Source organism: Streptomyces sp. NPDC087787 (assembly GCF_044743035.1).
GTDB lineage: Bacteria > Actinomycetota > Actinomycetes > Streptomycetales > Streptomycetaceae > Streptomyces.
Genome location: NZ_JBIUVQ010000005.1, coordinates 1 through 16,921, shown reverse-complemented (window position 1 = coordinate 16,921; position 16,921 = coordinate 1). Strand labels below are relative to the sequence as shown.

11 protein-coding genes and 3 pseudogenes are annotated in these 16,921 nt (G+C 69.6%); 7 read left to right on the top strand and 7 right to left on the bottom strand.

Annotation, left to right across the window (positions count from 1 at the left end; genetic code table 11):
- The first annotated feature begins 308 nt into the window (after positions 1-308).
- Positions 309-2,861: a hypothetical protein gene (locus tag ACIOWN_RS09795; RefSeq protein ID WP_362350409.1), complete on the top strand. Its 2,553-nt coding sequence runs from the start codon at positions 309-311 to the stop codon at positions 2,859-2,861.
- A 637-nt stretch (positions 2,862-3,498) separates the two neighbouring features.
- On the opposite strand, the gene ACIOWN_RS09790 is transcribed toward ACIOWN_RS09795, so the two are convergent.
- Positions 3,499-3,714: a hypothetical protein gene (locus ACIOWN_RS09790; protein WP_362350406.1), complete on the bottom strand. Its 216-nt coding sequence runs from the start codon at positions 3,712-3,714 to the stop codon at positions 3,499-3,501.
- Between the two features lie 110 nt (positions 3,715-3,824).
- Positions 3,825-5,204 (bottom strand): hypothetical protein, encoded by a 1,380-nt coding sequence (locus ACIOWN_RS09785; protein ID WP_362350990.1) that lies wholly within the window; start codon positions 5,202-5,204, stop codon positions 3,825-3,827.
- A 173-nt stretch (positions 5,205-5,377) separates the two neighbouring features.
- Here ACIOWN_RS09785 and ACIOWN_RS09780 point away from each other — a divergent pair, with 173 nt between their 5' ends.
- Positions 5,378-6,613, top strand: coding sequence for a molybdopterin-dependent oxidoreductase (locus ACIOWN_RS09780; protein ID WP_362350403.1), 1,236 nt, complete (start codon positions 5,378-5,380; stop codon positions 6,611-6,613).
- A gap of 355 nt (positions 6,614-6,968) precedes the next feature.
- On the opposite strand, the gene ACIOWN_RS09775 is transcribed toward ACIOWN_RS09780, so the two are convergent.
- The 3 genes and pseudogenes from ACIOWN_RS09775 to ACIOWN_RS09765 all read right to left on the bottom strand — a co-directional run bounded on the left by ACIOWN_RS09775 (position 6,969) and on the right by ACIOWN_RS09765 (position 9,183).
- The gene (locus ACIOWN_RS09775) at positions 6,969-7,733 is read right to left on the bottom strand and encodes a class I SAM-dependent methyltransferase (protein WP_401981412.1); all 765 of its coding nucleotides are present in this window, start codon (positions 7,731-7,733) and stop codon (positions 6,969-6,971) included.
- A gap of 152 nt (positions 7,734-7,885) precedes the next feature.
- Positions 7,886-8,491: pseudogene (locus ACIOWN_RS09770) on the bottom strand (DUF2064 domain-containing protein); the annotation flags it as partial.
- A complete protein-coding gene (locus tag ACIOWN_RS09765; RefSeq protein WP_362350397.1) occupies positions 8,488-9,183 on the bottom strand; it encodes a glycosyltransferase family 2 protein in 696 nt (231 codons plus the stop codon). The gene ACIOWN_RS09765 and the pseudogene ACIOWN_RS09770, both read right to left, overlap by 4 nt.
- A 122-nt stretch (positions 9,184-9,305) precedes the next feature.
- Here ACIOWN_RS09765 and ACIOWN_RS09760 point away from each other — a divergent pair, with 122 nt between their 5' ends.
- Entirely contained in the window at positions 9,306-10,040 is a 735-nt protein-coding gene (locus ACIOWN_RS09760; protein WP_362350395.1) for a response regulator transcription factor, read from the top strand.
- A 2-nt stretch (positions 10,041-10,042) separates the two neighbouring features.
- Positions 10,043-11,155, top strand: coding sequence for a HAMP domain-containing sensor histidine kinase (locus ACIOWN_RS09755; RefSeq protein WP_362350393.1), 1,113 nt, complete (start codon positions 10,043-10,045; stop codon positions 11,153-11,155).
- Between the two features lie 31 nt (positions 11,156-11,186).
- Here ACIOWN_RS09755 and ACIOWN_RS09750 read toward each other — a convergent pair whose 3' ends face one another.
- Entirely contained in the window at positions 11,187-12,188 is a 1,002-nt protein-coding gene (locus tag ACIOWN_RS09750) for an NAD-dependent epimerase/dehydratase family protein (protein WP_401981409.1), read from the bottom strand.
- A gap of 127 nt (positions 12,189-12,315) precedes the next feature.
- Here ACIOWN_RS09750 and ACIOWN_RS09745 point away from each other — a divergent pair.
- Positions 12,316-13,033: pseudogene (locus tag ACIOWN_RS09745) on the top strand (flavodoxin family protein); the annotation flags it as partial.
- Between the two features lie 576 nt (positions 13,034-13,609).
- Positions 13,610-14,779 carry a hypothetical protein gene (locus tag ACIOWN_RS09740; protein ID WP_401981408.1) on the top strand — a complete coding sequence of 390 codons (1,170 nt, stop codon included), beginning with the start codon at positions 13,610-13,612 and terminating at the stop codon, positions 14,777-14,779.
- Positions 14,780-15,098: 319 nt separating this feature from the next.
- Here the strand turns inward: ACIOWN_RS09740 and ACIOWN_RS09735 are convergent, their stop codons facing one another.
- The gene (locus ACIOWN_RS09735; RefSeq protein ID WP_401981405.1) at positions 15,099-16,550 is read right to left on the bottom strand and encodes a hypothetical protein; all 1,452 of its coding nucleotides are present in this window, start codon (positions 16,548-16,550) and stop codon (positions 15,099-15,101) included.
- 230 nt (positions 16,551-16,780) lie between these two features.
- On the opposite strand from ACIOWN_RS09735, the pseudogene ACIOWN_RS09730 reads away from it, so the two are divergent.
- A pseudogene (locus ACIOWN_RS09730) lies at positions 16,781-16,921 on the top strand (IS5/IS1182 family transposase); the annotation flags it as partial.

The window sequence follows — 16,921 nt, the reverse complement described above, 5'->3', positions numbered from 1 at the left end:
AAAGCTCCTTGGCCCGAACGGCCGCCCGAGTACTTCCCAGGCTAGTCCCGCACCCGCCCACCACGCCCGTCACGGCTGCCCGCACGTCCTCCGCCGACGGCAGGCGCAGGTGCACTCGGGGTGGTCGTGTGCGTCGGATCGCGCGGCTGTCGTCGACCGTGGTTTTCCGCCCCGGCCCGCGTCCGACACAGCGGTGGGAGAAGACGCCGAGGGCCTGAGGGAGCGTGAGGGGATGCGCGAGACGGCCTGTCACTGGGCCAGGGCTAGTCTGTCCGACCTGCGTGTCTCAGTTCTTTCACAGGAGCTCCATGCGCCTCAAGCAACTGTCGCTCGCCACGGCCTTCGTGGTCGTTGCCGGGCTGACCACTACCACCGTCGGCCTCACCGGCTCGGCCGCCTTCGCCGACAGCACCGCGGCGCTGCCGCTCACCGGCTATGCGCACATGCTGGTCGACGCCGCTCACCAGCGCATCTTCTTCAGCCAGGGCTCCGGCTCGACCCGTATCGTGGTGACCGACCTGTCCGGCGCGCCCGTCACCACCATCGCGGACGAGCAGGGCGCCAACGGAATGGCGCTGTCCACCGACGGCGGCACGCTGTACGCGGCTCTGGCGGACGCCGACGCGATCGCCGCCATCGACACGGCGACTCTCTCCGAGACCGGCCGTTGGTCCACGGGCGCGGGCAGCGCCCCGGTCTCCGCCGCCGTGGCGGGCGGCCGCGTCTGGTACGGATACAAGAGAGCCGACGGGCAGGGCGGCATCGGATCGGTCGACCCGTCCGCAGCCACCCCGGCGGCGATCCCCCAGCCCGCCATGTCGAACTGGTCGGTCGCACCGCTGCTCGCGACGGGCGGCGGCGTGCTCGCGGCCGAGGAGCCGCAGCAGAACCTCAGCCACGTGGCCACCTTCGACGTCTCCTCCGGCACCGCGTCGGTCAGGGCCGACACCCTCGTTCGCGGCGGCACGGCGACCGGGCTCCAGGTCACCGGCGACGGCACGAAGGTGCTGCTCGCCGCCCCGCAGCAGGCCGCCCTCCAGGTCTACCGCAGCTCGGACCTCGCCGACGCTGGCCCCTCCTCGTACTTCACCGGCGGCGTGGGCTCCGCCCCGAACTCGGTCGCGGTCGACACCGACGGCACGATCGCCGTCGCTGGCATCCCCGCCGTCTACCTCTACGCCGAGGCGAACAACCTTGCCGAGAACCGCCTCACCCTCCCGTCCGGGACGGTGGCTCCGGACGGCCTGAAGTGGGGAGCCGACGGCACGACGCTCTACGCCGTCACACGGGACTCCTCCGGCGCCCACACTCTCAACGTGCTCAGCGCGCCGAAGCTGACCGACACCCAGATCTCCCTGCGGCACCCGAACTACGCGGTTCCCACCCAGCAGTACACGATCACCGGCTCGCTCAGCACCCAGGGCCCCCTGCCGGCCGGGGCGCCGCTCCAGGTCACCCGCGACGGCACGGCCCTGCCCGACACCGCGGTCGGCAAGGACGGCACGTTCGTCCTCAGCGACACCCGACAGGACGAGGGCGCGTACACCTACCGGGTGTCGTACGCCGGTGACGCGACGCACCGGGCCGCGACGGCCTCGCTGACGGTGCACGTGAAGAAGCTGTCGACCACCCTCACCCGCTCGGACACCAGCTCGGCGAGCCCGGGCTCGGTCGTCTTCACCGGCTCGCTCCTGACCGAGCTGGGCTTCGGCAGCCTCCCCCAGGGCACCACAGTCCAAGTGGCCAGGAGGAACGAGGTCACCCAGGAGACGGTGCAGCTTCCGTCGGTGCCGGTCGACCCGGCCAGCACCCGGTTCACGGTCACCGACGCCCCGGGCAGTGCCGGATGGTTCACGTACATCCTGTCGTATGCGGGTGACGCCACCCACGAGCCGACGTCCTCCGGCATCAGCCTGACGATTTCCCCGTACGCCCCGGACCTGACGTTGAAGGCCCCGGCGGCCGCGCCCCGAGGGGCCGCCCTGTCCTTCGGCGGCAGGCTCAGCGACGCCCCGTACGGCAGCGGCCAGAAGGTCACCGTCTCCCGCACGGACGCCGCCCACACCAAGACGCCGGTGAAGTGGACCGTGCCCGTGGGCGCCGACGGCACGATCTCCGTGAAGGACACGCCGTCCATCGGCGGCGCCAACACCTACACGGTGAGCTATCCGGGTGACGCCTCCCACCGGCCGGCCACCGCGTCCGCGATCGTCCAGGTGTCCCGCACGGCGACGGCCGTGTCCGTCACCACGAGCGCGTCCTCATATGCGTACGGTGCGACAGCCACCGTCACCGCGCACCTGGGCACGACGTACAGCACCCGTAAGGTCTCGATCTACGCCACGCCCAACGGCGGTAAGAAGACACTGATCAAGACCGGGACAGTGGACGCCAAGGGCAACCTGAAGGCCACCTACAAGATCACCCGCAACACCACGTTCACGGCGTCCTTCGCGGGCGACGACTGCTACGCGCCGGGGACGGCCACTCGCGCCGCCAACGCCTATGCGAAGGTCGCGACGACGCTCGGCGGCTACTACACGAGCACCAAGTACAGCGGTATCACCTACCGCGTCTACCACCGCACGGTGAAGCCGAAGGTGACCGCGACCGTGACGCCGAACAAAGCGGGTCAGTGCCAGCGCTTCCAGGTCCAGCGGTACTACAGCGGCGCCTGGCACACGCTCACCACGTCGAGCTGCTTCGCGCTGACGTCGAAAAGCACCGCCAAGACCCAGCTGAGTCCCACCAAAGCGCTCAACCAGAAGTTCCGGGTCCGCTCCAAGTACGAGCGCAGCACGAAGGACAACACCAACGTGAGCACATGGAGCAGCTGGCTCCACTTCACCGTCAGGACCTGAGGCCCGCCCAGGAGGCCCCCGCCGGAAGAGCGGCGGGGGCCGGCCCGCCGGCGGGAGCGGGTGCCGGGTCCGGCCGCGAGCGCGACGGCCGAAAAGCCTTCTGTCATGAACCTCGCACGCGGCGACTGATCACCACGCACAACAACAAGGCCCAGGTCGCTGACCTGGGCCTTGTTCATGGAGCGGGTGACGAGAATCGAACTCGCGCTCTCAGCTTGGGAAGCGACGGCGCTTGGGCGGCCAGACGGCCGCTGACCTGCGTTGATTCGCGGCGCCGCCGCTGTTTCATGAATCTGATCGCACCGCTGTTGACCGTGGTTGTCCGCCCTTACGGGCACGGATTGGGCACGGCCTCGGACCGTGCCGCTCGGCAGTCCCCTCCTGATCGGTGGAGCCGTACCGGATGGCACGTCGACCGGAGCGCGTCCGGGCGAGCTTGCGTGCGCAATCAGCGGCCACTGGCTGGTGAGGGGCGCAGCCGTACTGCGGGCCGGTTCGCTGTGAGCACCCCCGACGCGGTGGAGCGGGCCGACTTCGGGGAGCCCGTCCGCGAGCAGGTGTCGGGTGGACAGTGTCCCCGGGCCGAAGACGGGGACGCGCCGTGCGTGACGGAGGCACGTTCCTCATGGGCGGTGCCTCACCTGGGCGGCAGGTCCGCGGCGAAGGCGCGTCCCTCGTCGAGCCATGCGCCGAGCGTGTAGTCCTCCGAGACCGCGGTGCCGTCGACCACGATCCAGCCGCGCATCGGGCGGCCGGTCATGTCGAAGACGCGCGTCCCCGGCCGGGCGAGCGCCGTGACGGTCACGTCCGGGCCGACCCTGACCACGAGGTCGTCGGTGGCGCCGACGGCCATGTCGAGCTCAGGAAGTACGCCGTACGGGTGGCCACGGCCCCGGTTCCGAAGCCGCCTCCGGCCGTCACGGCGATCGTCACGGCCTCAAGCTTCTGTCCCCTCGGGAGCGGTCACCACCCGGTGAGCAGCAGATGGTTGAGGAGCAGGGCGAGCAGCGCCTGGGCTGTGAGCCAAGCGCGGACGGGGGTCCCCCCTGCTTGAGCGGAGCCGTGAGCTTGGGGGAGGGCGAGGAATGCGCACGCCGGGAGCAGCCACAGCGCGAAGGGAAGCCAGATGCGTTCCGTCTCCGCCTTGCTCATGCCGGACAGGTCGGCGACCAGCAGGGCGAGGAGTGCTGCGGACACGAGGAGTGCGAGGCGGGCCTCGGATGCCCGGTCGGGGGCGTCGCCGCGGCGCCGGACGAGCACCGCACCGGTCCGCCGCAGGCCCGCCGCCGTCGCCAGGCCCGTGATGAGTACCGTGCAGGCGAGGTTGGCCCACACCCAGTAGCCGTAGGGGCGGATGCCGCCCGCGCCCTGGTAGTAGCGCGTGACCAGCAGGTGGTACGCCTCCCACCAGTTGAACCCGGCGAGCGTGAACGCCGTCGGGACCACCGCCAGTCCGGCGAGCAGGGGCACCAGCAGGGCGGGGCGCCCTCGGATCCCGTGTCGGCCGAGCACCAGTACCGCCGCCGCGATCAGTGCGACGAGCGTGAGGCCGTACGACAGGTAGCAGGTCAGGCCGAACAGCAGCCCGGACGCCCCCGCCCACCACAGAGACCGTCCGGTGACCGCCAGTGCGAGCAGCGCCACCGCCCACGCGGCCACCGCCGCGAAGTACGCGTCGGCCGAGGTGCCCATCCACACGGCGGTCGGGGCCAGGACGAGGAAGGGCGCCGCCCCTCGCGCGAGTCCCTCGTCGGCCAGGGCGCGGACCGTGACCAGCACGGCCACGCAGGCCGTCGCCCCGACGGTGATGCACCACGCCCCGGCCCAGCCCCCGCCCCGCAGTCCGATCCGGTCGAGCAGGACGAAGGTGAGCGTGGCCGCGGGCGGGTGGCCGGCGATGTGGGCGGGCCAGTTGTCGGGGGAGCCGAGCAGGATGTGCCGGGTGAAGCCCCGCAGCGCCGCCGGGATGTCATGGAAGCGGTCGATGACCTGGAGGTACTCGTGGCGGGTGGTGAGCCGGACTGCGATGCCCCGGTGCCAGCCGTCGATCAGTGCGAGGGAGTAGGTCCACGCCATGGCCGTGCCCCACGTCAGGTGGACCAGGGCCCGCCAGGGGAGACGGGCCGCGAGGGAGGGGCCGTAGGCCACGGTGGCGATCGCCACCAGGACGGCCGCCGGAGTGCCGGGGCCGAGGTGGGGTTCCCAGGAAGCCGACAGCGGGGGCCAGTTGACGAACAGCGTACGGCTGGTCCCTTGGATGTGGTGGCCGACCAGCACGGCCGTCGTCACGAGCAGCACGGCGGCCCCGGCTGCGTACAGGTCACGGCTCCGGGCGCGGGGCACGCCGGAGCGCGCGGTGCCGGGCTCGGTGGAGGGCTCGGTGGAGGGCAGGGTGCGGATCACACCGGAACGCTAGGCCGCGCGGCCGGTCACGGGGTGGGGTCCGGGCCCGATGTCAGCGTTTCGTCATGGGTTGCGCACCCTTTCGCGGGGTGGTTCCGGTCTACCGTCGGGACATGCGCGACCCCGACGCCCCGCGGCTTCCCTCCTCGCCCGGCTTCTGGCGCAGCCCCCTGCGCGGCCCCTGGTTCACCTCGGTGCTGGGCCTCGTCCTGCTCGTCGGCATCACCGTGCTGTTCATGACGGGCCTGGTCTCGTACGCCGCTTACAACCCCGGCCTGTCCCCGGTGAACGACAAGACACCGGACAAGGGGATCCTTGGCTTCTACCTCTTCGCCTGGCCGACGAACCCGCACTGGCTGTACCGGCTCAACCAGGGCGTCCACGTCACCCTCGGCATCACCCTGATCCCCGTCCTGCTCGCCAAGCTGTGGTCCGTGGTGCCGAGGCTGTTCACGCTGCCGCCGGCCCGCTCGCTCGCGCACGCCCTGGAGCGGATCTCGCTGCTGCTCCTGGTGGGCGGCGCACTGTTCCAGTTCGTGACCGGTGTGCTCAACGTCCAACTCGACTACGTCTTCCCCGGCTCCTTCTACCCGCTGCACTTCTACGGGGCGTGGGTGTTCTTCGCCGCGTTCGTCGCCCACGTGCTGCTGAGGATGCCCACGGCGCTGCGCAATCTGCGGCACCTGCGGGAGGAGAAGGACGACCTGGTGTCTCCGCGCCCCGCCGAGCCGACCGTCTCCCGGCGGGGTGCCCTGTGGTTCGTCGGGGGCGGCTCGCTGCTGCTGTTCGCCACCACGGTGGGGCAGAACTTCGACGGTCCGCTGCGGCGCACCGCCCTCCTCGCACCGCACGGCGGCGGCGATCCCGGCAGTGGCCCGAACGGCTTCCAGATCAACAAGACCGCCGCGTACGCCGGGATCGACGCGGCGGAGACGGGCCAGGACGCGTGGCGGCTCGTCGTCACGGGACGCACGGGCACCGTCCGCCTCCGCCGGGACGAGTTGCTCCGGCTCCCCCTGTACAGCGCGGCGTTGCCCATCGCCTGCGTGGAGGGCTGGTCGACGTCGGACCAGTGGTGGCGCGGGGTGCGGCTGCGCGACCTCGCGGCGCTCGTCGGGTACGACGACCCGCCGGACGTGTTCGTCGAGTCCCTCCAGCGGAGCGGTGCCTTCCGGAAAGCCGCCCTGCGCGCCAACCAGGTGGCCGACCCGCGTTCCCTGCTCGCCCTGTACGTCAACGGCGAGGAGCTGTCCCCCGACCACGGCCACCCGGCGCGGATCATCGTGCCCGCCGCGCCCGGTGTGCTCAACACCAAGTGGGTGGCCCGGATGACGTTCGGAGACCTGTGATGCTTCCGCGGCTTCCGCGCATTCCGATCGGCAGTCCCCTGCAGCTCCTGCTGCTCGCCTGTTCGTTCGTGCTCGCCGCCTACGCGGGTGTGCGGCTGCTCGCGGACGACTGGTTCGGTGTGGCGCTGTGGTTCGTGGGGGTGGCGCTGCTGCACGACCTCGTGCTGCTGCCCCTGTACGCGGTCGCGGACCGGGCGGCCGTACGGGGGCTCGGCGCGGTCCGGCGCCGGGTGGGGGCACCGCCCACGCCCTCAAGGCAGTGGGGGAGGGTGCCATACGTGCGCGTACCGGCGGCCCTCTCCGGGCTGCTCCTTCTCGTGTGGTTCCCGCTGATCAGCGGCATGGTGGAGCGACGCTACCGGTTCGGCACCGGGCTGCCGGCGGACGTGTTCCTCGCCCGCTGGCTGCTGATCACTGCCGTCCTCTTCGGCGGTTCGGCGCTGCTGCTGGCGCTGCGGCTGCTGCGGCTGCGCAGGGCGGCGAAGCACCGCCCACCGGCCGTCCACTGACCGGCTCGCTCCCAGCCCTGTGCGTACCGGAGCAGCGCCCGTGTGCCGAGCCTCGCCCAGGGGAAGAGGGCGTCGGTTCCGCCGGCGTCGGTGAGGTCGACGACCTGCACCTGGGCGCGTTCGTCGACGTCCATTGGTGCGGCCTCGGCGATCAGCAGGCCGCCGGGGCGCAGGAGCCCGGCCATCCGGTCCAGGAGCGCACGCGGGTCACCGCCGATGCCGACGTTGCCGTCCATGAGCAGGACGGTGCCCCAGCGCCCCTCGCCGGGCAGCGGCTCGAAGACCGAGCGCCGCAGCGCCCGACCCCCGAGCCGCACGGTGTGGTCCACGGCGGCCTCGCTGACGTCGATGCCGAGGACGGCCCGGCCCCGGGCGGCGAGTTCCGCCACCAGTCGCCCGGGCCCGCACCCCACGTCCAGCACGGTTCCCTCGCAGCGGTCCAGCACGTCCCGGTCGACCGCGTCGGCCCGGGCGCACCAGCGTTCCACCTCCAGCGGCAGCAGCCAGCCGTCGGCGCGGCGCAGGAACAGTGGGCCGCGGCCGGCGCGCAGGGCGGCGGCGTAGGGGTCGGCGGTCGCCCAGGCGAGGGCGGTGGTGGGTGGGGTGCTCATCGGGGTGTGGCCGGGGGCGAAGTCGGCTCCGCGACGGGCCAGGGGTTTGGTGGGGAGTCCGGTCGGTCGGTGGGTGGGGAGTTCGGTCCGGAGTCCGGCTCCGTGGCCGGCGGCGAGTCGACCCCCGTGACCGGCCGCGCATCCGGCCCCGCGACCGCCGTGCACCGGGCCAGCCGTGCCGCGAAGCGGCCGTGCGGGACCAGGGCGGCGACGGCGTGGGCGTCGGCGGCGGTGTCGACGTCGCGCAGGGGTGGCAGGTCGCGCACCCGCAGGCCGGCGGTGAGGAGCCGGTCCCGTTGGGCCGCTCCCGTCACCGAGGTCGACATGGGCACGCCCCGCAGCAGGTCGGGATCGGGGCGTGCCAGGCCGAGGGCCCAGAAGCCGCCGTCCTCGGCCGGGCCGAAGTGGGCGTCGCAGTCGGCGAAGTCCACGGTGAGCAATTCCGGCGTCACCTGCGGGGTGTCCATGCCGATGAGCAGGGCCGGGCCGTCGCAGCGCGCGAAGGCGTCCGCCAGCCGCTCGTCCAGCCCGCCCGCGCACTGCGGTACGACGTCGAAGCCGGGCGGCAGCCAGGGGCCGGGGGTGCCGTCGAGGACGAGGACGCGCCGGGAGGCGGGCGTGGCCGCCACGGCGTGCAGGGTGTCCGTGAGGGCCGCATCGGCCAGCTCCGCCGCCTGACCGGGCGTGAACGGCGGGGTGAGCCGGGTCTTGACCCGGCCCGGCCGCGGCTCCTTGGCGATGACGAGGAGCGTGGTCAACGGACGGTTCCTCCTCCGTGCGCGGGGGGTTCGCTCAACACGCGGCTCATGTCCCGTACGGCCTGCCAGGTGCCGCGCCAGGTGCCCGTCACCTTCGAGGCTCCGGTGCGCGGCAGGTACGGCACGTCGTGCTCGGTGATCCGCCAGCCGGCGTCGGCCGCGCGGACGACCATCTGGAGCGGATAGCCGCTGCGCCGGTCGGTGAGGCCGAGGGCGAGCAGGGGCTCGCGGCGGGTGGCGCGCAAGGGACCGAGGTCGTGCAGGCTCAGCCCGGTGCGGCGGCGCAGCATCCGCGCGAGCGCCAGGTTGCCGGCGCGGGCGTGCGCGGGCCACGCGCCCCGGCCGCGCGGACGCCGTCGGCCGAGCACCAGGTCGGCCTCGCCGTCCCGGACTTCACGGACGAAGGGGACGAGGAGCGACGGGTCGAGGGAGGCGTCGCCGTCGCAGAAGCACACCACGTCTGCGGTGGCGGCGGTCAGCCCGGCGTGGCAGGCGGCGCCGAAGCCCCGGCGCGGCTCGTGCACGACGGTCGCGCCGCACGCGCGGGCGACCTCGGCCGAGCCGTCGGTGGAACCGTTGTCGACGACGAGCGCGCGCCAGCCCGGCGGGATCCGTTCGAGCACCCAGGGAAGGGCCTCGGCCTCGTTCAGGCAGGGCAGCACCACGTCGACGTCCGAAGGAGTCGTCGTCACGGTCTCACCCTACGAATCCGAATCGTACATATCGGACTTCCGCTCCTTACGAAACGCGGACGTCCAAGGCCAGAGTGGTGTTCGGGCGCGCACCGGCGATGGCGCGGTGCCAGGCTGGAGGCATGCAGCAGGAGCCGTACGAGCCCCTGGGGGCGCAAGCCGCCGACGGGTCCCCCCGAATCCTGGTCGTCGACGACGATCCGACCGTCGCCGAGGTCGTCGCCGGGTACCTGGACCGCGCCGGTTACGTCGTCGACCGCGCCGACGACGGCCCGACGGCCCTCACCCGCGCCACCGCACACTGGCCGGACCTGGTCGTGCTCGATCTGATGCTGCCCGGCATGGACGGCCTGGAGGTGTGCCGGCGTATGCGCGGTCACGGCCCCGTGCCGGTCATCATGCTCACCGCCCGCGGTGACGAGGACGATCGCATCCTGGGCCTGGAGGTCGGCGCCGACGACTACGTCACCAAGCCCTTCAGCCCCCGCGAGCTGGTGCTGCGCGTGGAGTCGGTGCTGCGCCGCAGCAGGCCCGCCGCCACGGGACACCGACTGGGGGCGGCCGGTCTGGCCGTCGACCCGGCGGCCCGCCGGGCCACCAAGAACGGCACTGAACTCGCCCTCACCCTCAGGGAGTTCGACCTGCTCTCCTTCTTCCTGCGCCATCCGGGGCGGGCCTACGGCCGCGAGGACCTGATGCGCGAGGTGTGGGGCTGGGACTTCGGCGACCTGTCGACCGTCACGGTCCACGTCCGCCGCCTGCGCGGCAAGGTGGAGGACGACCCGGCCCGGCCCCGCCTGATCCAGACCGTGTGGGGCGTGGGCTACCGCTTCGACCCCACCGGCGCGGAGGACTGACCGTGCGTGACACCCTCCTCATCGCCCTGTACGCCTTCGCCGGTGCCGCCGCCACGGGCCTGGCCGGAGCGGGCGTACTGCGCCTGATCCGGCGCCGCTCGCTGACCGCCTCGCTCGCCGTGGTCGCGGCGGTCGGGGTCGTCGCGATGCTCGCGGGCACGCTCGCCGTCGCCCGGGCGATGTTCCTGTCGCCGCACGACCTGACCGTCGTCACGACCGTCGTCGCCATGGCGGCCGTCGTCTCCCTGGCCACCGCGCTGCTGCTGGGACGCTGGGTCGTCGCCCGCAGCCGCGAACTCGCCGTGGCCGCACGCTCCTTCGGTGACGGCGCCGACTTCGCCGCCCCCGATGGCCCGACGACCGCCGAACTGGATTTCTTGAGCCGCGAGTTGACGGCCACCAGCGCCAGACTCGCCGAATCCCGGGAGCGGGAACGTGCGCTGGAGACCTCCCGGCGCGAACTCGTCGCCTGGATCTCGCACGACCTGCGCACCCCGCTGGCAGGCCTGCGCGCCATGTCGGAGGCCCTGGAGGACGGCGTCGCCGCCGACCCCGACCGCTACCTGAAGCAGATGCGCACCGAGGTCGAGCGTCTCAACGGCATGGTCGGCGACCTCTTCCAGCTCTCCCGCATCCACGCCGGCACGCTCCCCCTGGCCCTCACCCGGATCTCCCTGTACGACCTGGTCGGTGACGCGCTGGCGGGAGCCGACCCGCTCGCCCGGGAGCACGGGGTGCGGCTGGTGGGCGACCGCATCGAGCCGGTACCGGTGGAGGTGGACGGCAGGGAGATGAGCCGGGTGCTGGGCAACCTGCTGGTCAACGCCATCCGCCGGACGCCGGCCGACGGCACGGTCGCGGTCGCCGCGGAGCGTTCCCCCGAGGGCGTGGTGCTGTCGGTGACGGACGGCTGCGGCGGCATCCCCGAGGAGGACCTGCCGCGCGTCTTCGACACCGGCTGGCGCGGCACGCACGCCCGGACGCCCCCGGCCGGTGCGGGCCTGGGCCTCGCCATCGTCCGGGGGATCGTGGAGGCGCACCAGGGCCGGGCCACCGTACGCAACACTCCCGGCGGCTGCCGCTTCGAGGTGGTGCTGCCCGCCGCCGCTTCCTGATCGCGGGCAGCACCACCGGTCCACCGCGGTCCTACGCCCCCCGCATTCCGGCCCGCGCGAACTCCGCCATGCCCTCCTCGAAACCGACCTCCGGCTTCCACCCCAGCCCGACCCGCAGCCGCGACGAGTCCGCGGTGATGTGCCGTACGTCCCCGAGCCGGTACTCACCAGTGACGACCGGCTCGGGCCCGCCGTGCGCGGCGGCCAGCGCCCGTGCCATCTCGCCGACGGTGTGCGGTTCACCGCTGGCGGTGTTGTACGCCGTGAGCACACCCCGGGCGGCCTCCGCCTCCAGCGCCATCGCGTTGGCCGCCGCCACGTCCCGGACGTGCACGAAGTCCCTCAGCTGCCGCCCGTCCTCGAACACGCGCGGTGCTTCGCCCCGGGCGAGCGCCGAGCGGAAGAAGGAGGCGACACCGGCGTACGGGGTGTCGCGGGGCATTCCGGGGCCGTACACGTTGTGGTAGCGCAGCGACACCGCCGACCCGCCGGTGCAGCGGGCCCAGGCGGCGGCCAGGTGCTCCTGGGCGAGCTTGGTCGCCGCGTACACGTTCCGGGGATCGGCCGGGGCGTCCTCGCCGACCAGGCCGGGGGAGAGGCCGTCCCCGCACACCGGGCAGGCGGGCTCGAACCGGCCCGCGTCGAGGTCGGCGACGGCCCGCGGCCCGGGCCGTACGACCCCGTGCCGCGGGCACTCGTACCGCCCCTCCCCGTAGACGACCATCGACCCGGCCAGCACGAGGCGCCCGACGTCGGCCTCCGCCATGGCGGCGAGCAGCACGGCGGTGCCCAGGTCATTGCGCGAGACGTACTCCGCCGCGTCGGCGACCCCGTTGCCGAGCCCGACCATCGCGGCCTGGTGGCACACGGCGTCCACACCGGACAGGGCGCGGCCGACGGCTGCCGGGTCCCGTACGTCGGCGCCGGGATCCTTCCGCACGTCGAACACGAGCGGCTCGTGTCCGCGCTCCCGGAGCGCGGACACGACATGGGACCCGATGAACCCGGCACCGCCGGTGACCAGTACGCGCATACGGCCACGCTAGGTCCGCACCGGCGCCGCACCACGGGACCGCGCCCGTACGTCATGACTCCGTAAGGCATGTGCGGGTGCGTCGAACCAGGACGAACCAGAAACCGTGCGAGAGGCTGCCCCCCCCATGACAGCCTCACCCTCCACCGACACCCCGTACCGCTACGACGACCTGACCGCCCTCTACGTCAACTGCACCCTCAAGCCGTCCCCGCAGCTCAGCCACACCCAGGGCCTGATCGACAAGAGCCGGGCCATCATGGACGCCGTCGGCGTGACCACGGACCTGATCCGCGCCGTGGACCACGACATCGCACCCGGCGTCCACCCGGACATGACCGAGCACGGCTTCGCCACCGACGCCTGGCCCGGGCTGTACGAGAAGGTGACGGCCGCCGACATCCTCGTGCTCGCCGGCCCGATCCGGCTGGGCGACAAGCTCCGTCACCAAGCAGGTCATCGAGCGTCTCTACGCCTGCTCCTCGCTGCTCAACTCCCAGGGTCAGTACGCCTACTACGGCCGCGTCGGCGGCTGTCTGATCACCGGCAACGAGGACGGCGTGAAGCACTGCGCCATGAACGTCCTCCACAGCCTCCAGCACCTCGGCCACACGATCCCGCCACAGGCGGACGCCGGCTGGATCGGCGCGGCCGGCCCCGGGCCGTCGTACCTCGACCCGGGCTCGGGCGGTCCGGAGAACGACTTCACCAACCGCAACACCACCTTCATGACCCGGAACCTGATGCACCTCGCCGCCCTGCTGAAGCGCGCCGGAGGCATCCCCGCCCACGGCAACCAGCGCTCGCAGTGGGACGCCGGCTGCCGCCCGGGCGCGGACACCCCGAGCAGCGCTGACCGCTCCCCGGCGGACGTAAGGGTTTCGTCGTCCGCCAGGCAGCCCAGGACGGCCGCTCCGTCCGTTGAATGCGAGTGAGACGAGTGACTTCCCAGGAGGTGGGCGATATGAGGCGGGGACGACTGGAGCGGCCGGCGTCGGACGAGTCGTGGGAGCCTGATCACTCCAGCGCTTCCTGCAGGCGCTGCCGCAGCTCAGGGCGGCCGCCGGCCTGGGGCACGCCAAGGGTCGCCGCCCTCAGTCGGACTGGACAACAACAAACCCCAGGCCGTTGACCTGGGGCTTCTCTCTGGAGCGGGTGACGAGAATCGAACTCGCGCTCTCAGCTTGGGAAGCTGCGATCATTTGCGGCGGACTTTGGCGCTCACCTGGGCGAACGGCCTTGGTGCTGCCTCGTCCCGCTTGGCGGCTTTCACCGTGGTTCCCCGCAGTTCCCCGCTCGACCTGGTGCGCTTGTGGTGCAGGGCTGCGGCTTGGCCCCTCGCTCCTGTAGCACGTCTCATTTGATGTCAGAGGGCACGAAAATGCCAACGATGGCGTCCCTGTGCGTGCATAATCTTGCTCATGCAGAATCTGACCCGGTGGCTGAACCGGCTTGACAGAGCCATAGCGAAGAAGGAATTCAAGTTCGCTGAATCATTTAGACAAATTCTCATACCTGGCCCCAATCAGGTCGAAACGGAAGGCCTGTTGCGGATAGAGCCAGCAAGTCACATCTACATACCGGGGTCAACTTACCAACATCTCCATGTGATGGGATGGCTTGATGCAGGTGGGAATTCTTTTGAACTGCCCGACGATATAGGTGCGGCGCTAACCCTCGTGACAGACCGAAGGGTTGAAGTGATACCTGCCCAGCCGCTCACCATGGAGGGAGAGCCCAACCGAAAGGTTTTCTTGTCCATGTCTGATCTCCCTGATCGTCGGCTCATGGGTCCGCTTGATGAAGGTTTCGACTTAGATGGGGAATTCCGCGATCTTCTGGGTGGCATACGATCCCTTGATGATCGCAAATCGGAAGTCATTAACGCTGCCATGAGGCTTCACTACGGCGCCTGCCTCCTTTTCGCGACAGACCTCGCAGCAGCTTATACACTGATCGTAGCGGGAATCGAAACCCTTGCTGGAGAGTTTCACGACTTCAGTCCCAGTTGGGAAGTCTGGGATCAGGCTAGAAGCTGGGAAAAATTCATCAAGGCGCAAGCGCTATCGGATAGGCAGGCGGAAGCGCTCAGGTCGAAGCTGCTGGAAAAGAACGCGCATATGAGGCTAGGTGAGCGATTCTCCGAATACGCCACGCGGGGGATCACCGACGCGTTCTTTGAGCAAGAACTATCCGTATGGGTGCCGGACATTGACTGGGCCAGGGGAAGCGTCACGGGCGGATCTTGGCATCCAGGGCCGCGTATAGGAGATGTCAACTCAAATGTCGATGAACTCAAGAAGGCGCTAAAGAAATCATACGCTGCACGCTCAGGTTTTGTGCATTCAGGTGAAAGGGCAGTAGACTCAATTAATCAGGCCGTAGGGGCGTATGCTGGATACAAGGCTTCTGCGCCGGTTCCGTTCGCCATCCTGAGGTCGCTACTCCGGCATCTAATCTTTAGGGAAATCGATTCCCGGTGTACAAGTCGAGAAACACCTCCGATTGAGGACCGCAAAGCCCAAAATGTTGCGACTCTACTGCAGGAGGCTGCCCCATTTCTTAGCAATACTAAGAAGAAATCGCGTTGATTGTCATCGCTGACACGACGAGGTCGGCGGAGTCTCAATGGGCGTGGCAGCGCCGGCAACTGCGATCGGTGGCCGGTCTACTGATCAGCCCTTGCGCCGACCAGCGGCACAAAAGAAGCCCACTGCTCTGACCAGATCAGATGCCGTGGCTTCTGTCGTTGTCAGTCGGCGTCGAGTGACCTCGGACGGCCCGGGGCGGCCCAGCGGCTGCCGCTAGACCGCCCCTGCCCCTCCTGCCGAGCGAGTGCAGCCAGGGACCTGAATACCCGGCCCAGCCTGCCTCCCGCCGGCGGTTCCGGGATGGGCGCGCCAGCAGCAACTACACCACACGGATCCGCAGGCCGGTTCCGTCGCTTCCGACCGAGACAGCCTGGTGCTGGGGACCGTTCGCAGCTGCTCCAGTGGCAACAGGCGCCCACGAACCGCGAAGTTGGCGAGCTCTCCGCAGGTAGGCGCTGACTCTTCCTTCACGAAGACGTTCATACATCCCCTTTTCGACCCCTCTGAAGATTTCGAGAGATGCACCGTTGGGGAGTGGCATGGAATACTCGACGCCAACAAACCGATGTGAATCAATGTTGGATTCGGAGCTGACTGTAAACGTCTGCCAGTCTGGGGCTAGGTCATCTAAGGGTAAGCGCTGATAGTCTGCGGTTCTCGTTGAGGCGAATTGCGATGCAGCAGTGTTGTCGCCCGCGAACCGTAGAACAGAGTGAGCCGCATTTCTTGCCAGAATGCGGAATAGCCATTTTTTGCCGTCCTCGGGCACCTGGAATAGGGCGGGCAGTTCACCCACGCTTGCCTCATACTCAGTGCGTGCAGCCTCCAAGTCTGCCTCATTGGCTTGAAATTCTCCTACCCCTAGAAGCTCTCGCTGCCGCGCTAAGAACTGTTCGAAGGTGGGCTTGCCCGATGTCCACTGCTGGGGTCCAGGATCCTCAGATATTAATGCATCGAACTCCTCAGACTCCCCGTCCCATAAGTCGTCATCGCCAGGCGGGTCGAGTACGTCTATGGAAACACCCTTCGTGGACAGACGAGAGGCAACAATGAGGCTCGGCAACGTTCGAGCGCCTACCTCAATGGAACCTACTTGAAGAGAAGCTGTGGCCAACTGCTGCTTCGAATGGTACGCGTTCCCGTGGGTCCCCTTGCACTCCAAGATATACACCTTGCACCCTGAATTTCCGCCCCCGGCGCGACGGCCGACCAAGAAATAATCGGGACGCATTGTCGCCTTGTTCTTCTGGCGGACTAGGCCTACCCCTTCAATGAAGCCAGCGTTGAGTGCGACATCCACGTCAACGCTCGAAAACAGCCAGCCGGGGTATTTCCGCTCAAGGACCCTTTTGGCCACCACTAGAGCTAAGCCAATTCCGAGTTGTTCTGACTGTGCCACTTTATGGTGGTGCACTATGTCGGAGCCCGCCTGAGTCAGGGCCAAGACCTTTTTTCTATTGCTCCTGAGGGTAGCGCAGTATCGTACATGCGCCCAGTGGCGAGCTATGTCAGCGAAAGGCGATGCTGTAACGAATGTGGTGGCCAACCCTAATTCGCGCAGAACCTCTGCCGGGCTGGATTCTATTCCGGTAAATAATTCTGATGGGATTGCGTACACTGGCTTGCGGTAGAGATAAGAAGCACCGCGTTTCGGTCCGACGCGCTCTCGAGCTTCCTTTTCGACCTCTTCGGCCAGTTCCGGCGTCGAGCTGACAACGAGCTTGGAAGGCGTCCCCAGCTCGCGCACTAAGGCACTGAAGTCAAGATGCACGCTTCCCCCAAGGGCGCAGCACTACTTGAGGAGGTCGACCGTAGATGCGGATGCAGACGGGCACAAGACCGCCTGCTGCGATGCCGGCATGGGACGGGCGTGCCGGAGAGCTAGGGACACTGAGCCCTTTCCAACTTGAGTGCGGATCACGGCAGTTGGGCTGACAACGTGGTGAAGCCCCTGGTAGATGGGTTTTCGACCAAGAGAACCGTCTCCACCAGAGGCTTCACGTGCTTGTTTACCCGTCCGGCATCGACGTGTCCAGCTCTGCCCTTCGCTTCCTCGCTCAGGAGTTGCGGCGGCACCGCCGTGTGATCGGCTCCCGTTGGCGGCGGCTGAGCGCCGGTCGTCAGGCCCTCCTCACCCTCGCC

What these genes read in the sequence shown, in the direction of transcription:
- ACIOWN_RS09795 (WP_362350409.1), top strand. Translation starts at nt 309, where the DNA reads ATGCGCCTCAAGCAACTGTCGCTCGCCACGGCCTTCGTGGTCGTTGCC.
- ACIOWN_RS09790 (WP_362350406.1), bottom strand. Translation starts at nt 3,714, where the DNA reads ATGGCCGTCGGCGCCACCGACGACCTCGTGGTCAGGGTCGGCCCGGAC.
- ACIOWN_RS09780 (WP_362350403.1), top strand. Translation starts at nt 5,378, where the DNA reads ATGCGCGACCCCGACGCCCCGCGGCTTCCCTCCTCGCCCGGCTTCTGG.
- ACIOWN_RS09775 (WP_401981412.1), bottom strand. Translation starts at nt 7,733, where the DNA reads ATGAGCACCCCACCCACCACCGCCCTCGCCTGGGCGACCGCCGACCCC.
- ACIOWN_RS09760 (WP_362350395.1), top strand. Translation starts at nt 9,306, where the DNA reads ATGCAGCAGGAGCCGTACGAGCCCCTGGGGGCGCAAGCCGCCGACGGG.
- ACIOWN_RS09750 (WP_401981409.1), bottom strand. Translation starts at nt 12,188, where the DNA reads ATGCGCGTACTGGTCACCGGCGGTGCCGGGTTCATCGGGTCCCATGTC.
- ACIOWN_RS09740 (WP_401981408.1), top strand. Translation starts at nt 13,610, where the DNA reads ATGCAGAATCTGACCCGGTGGCTGAACCGGCTTGACAGAGCCATAGCG.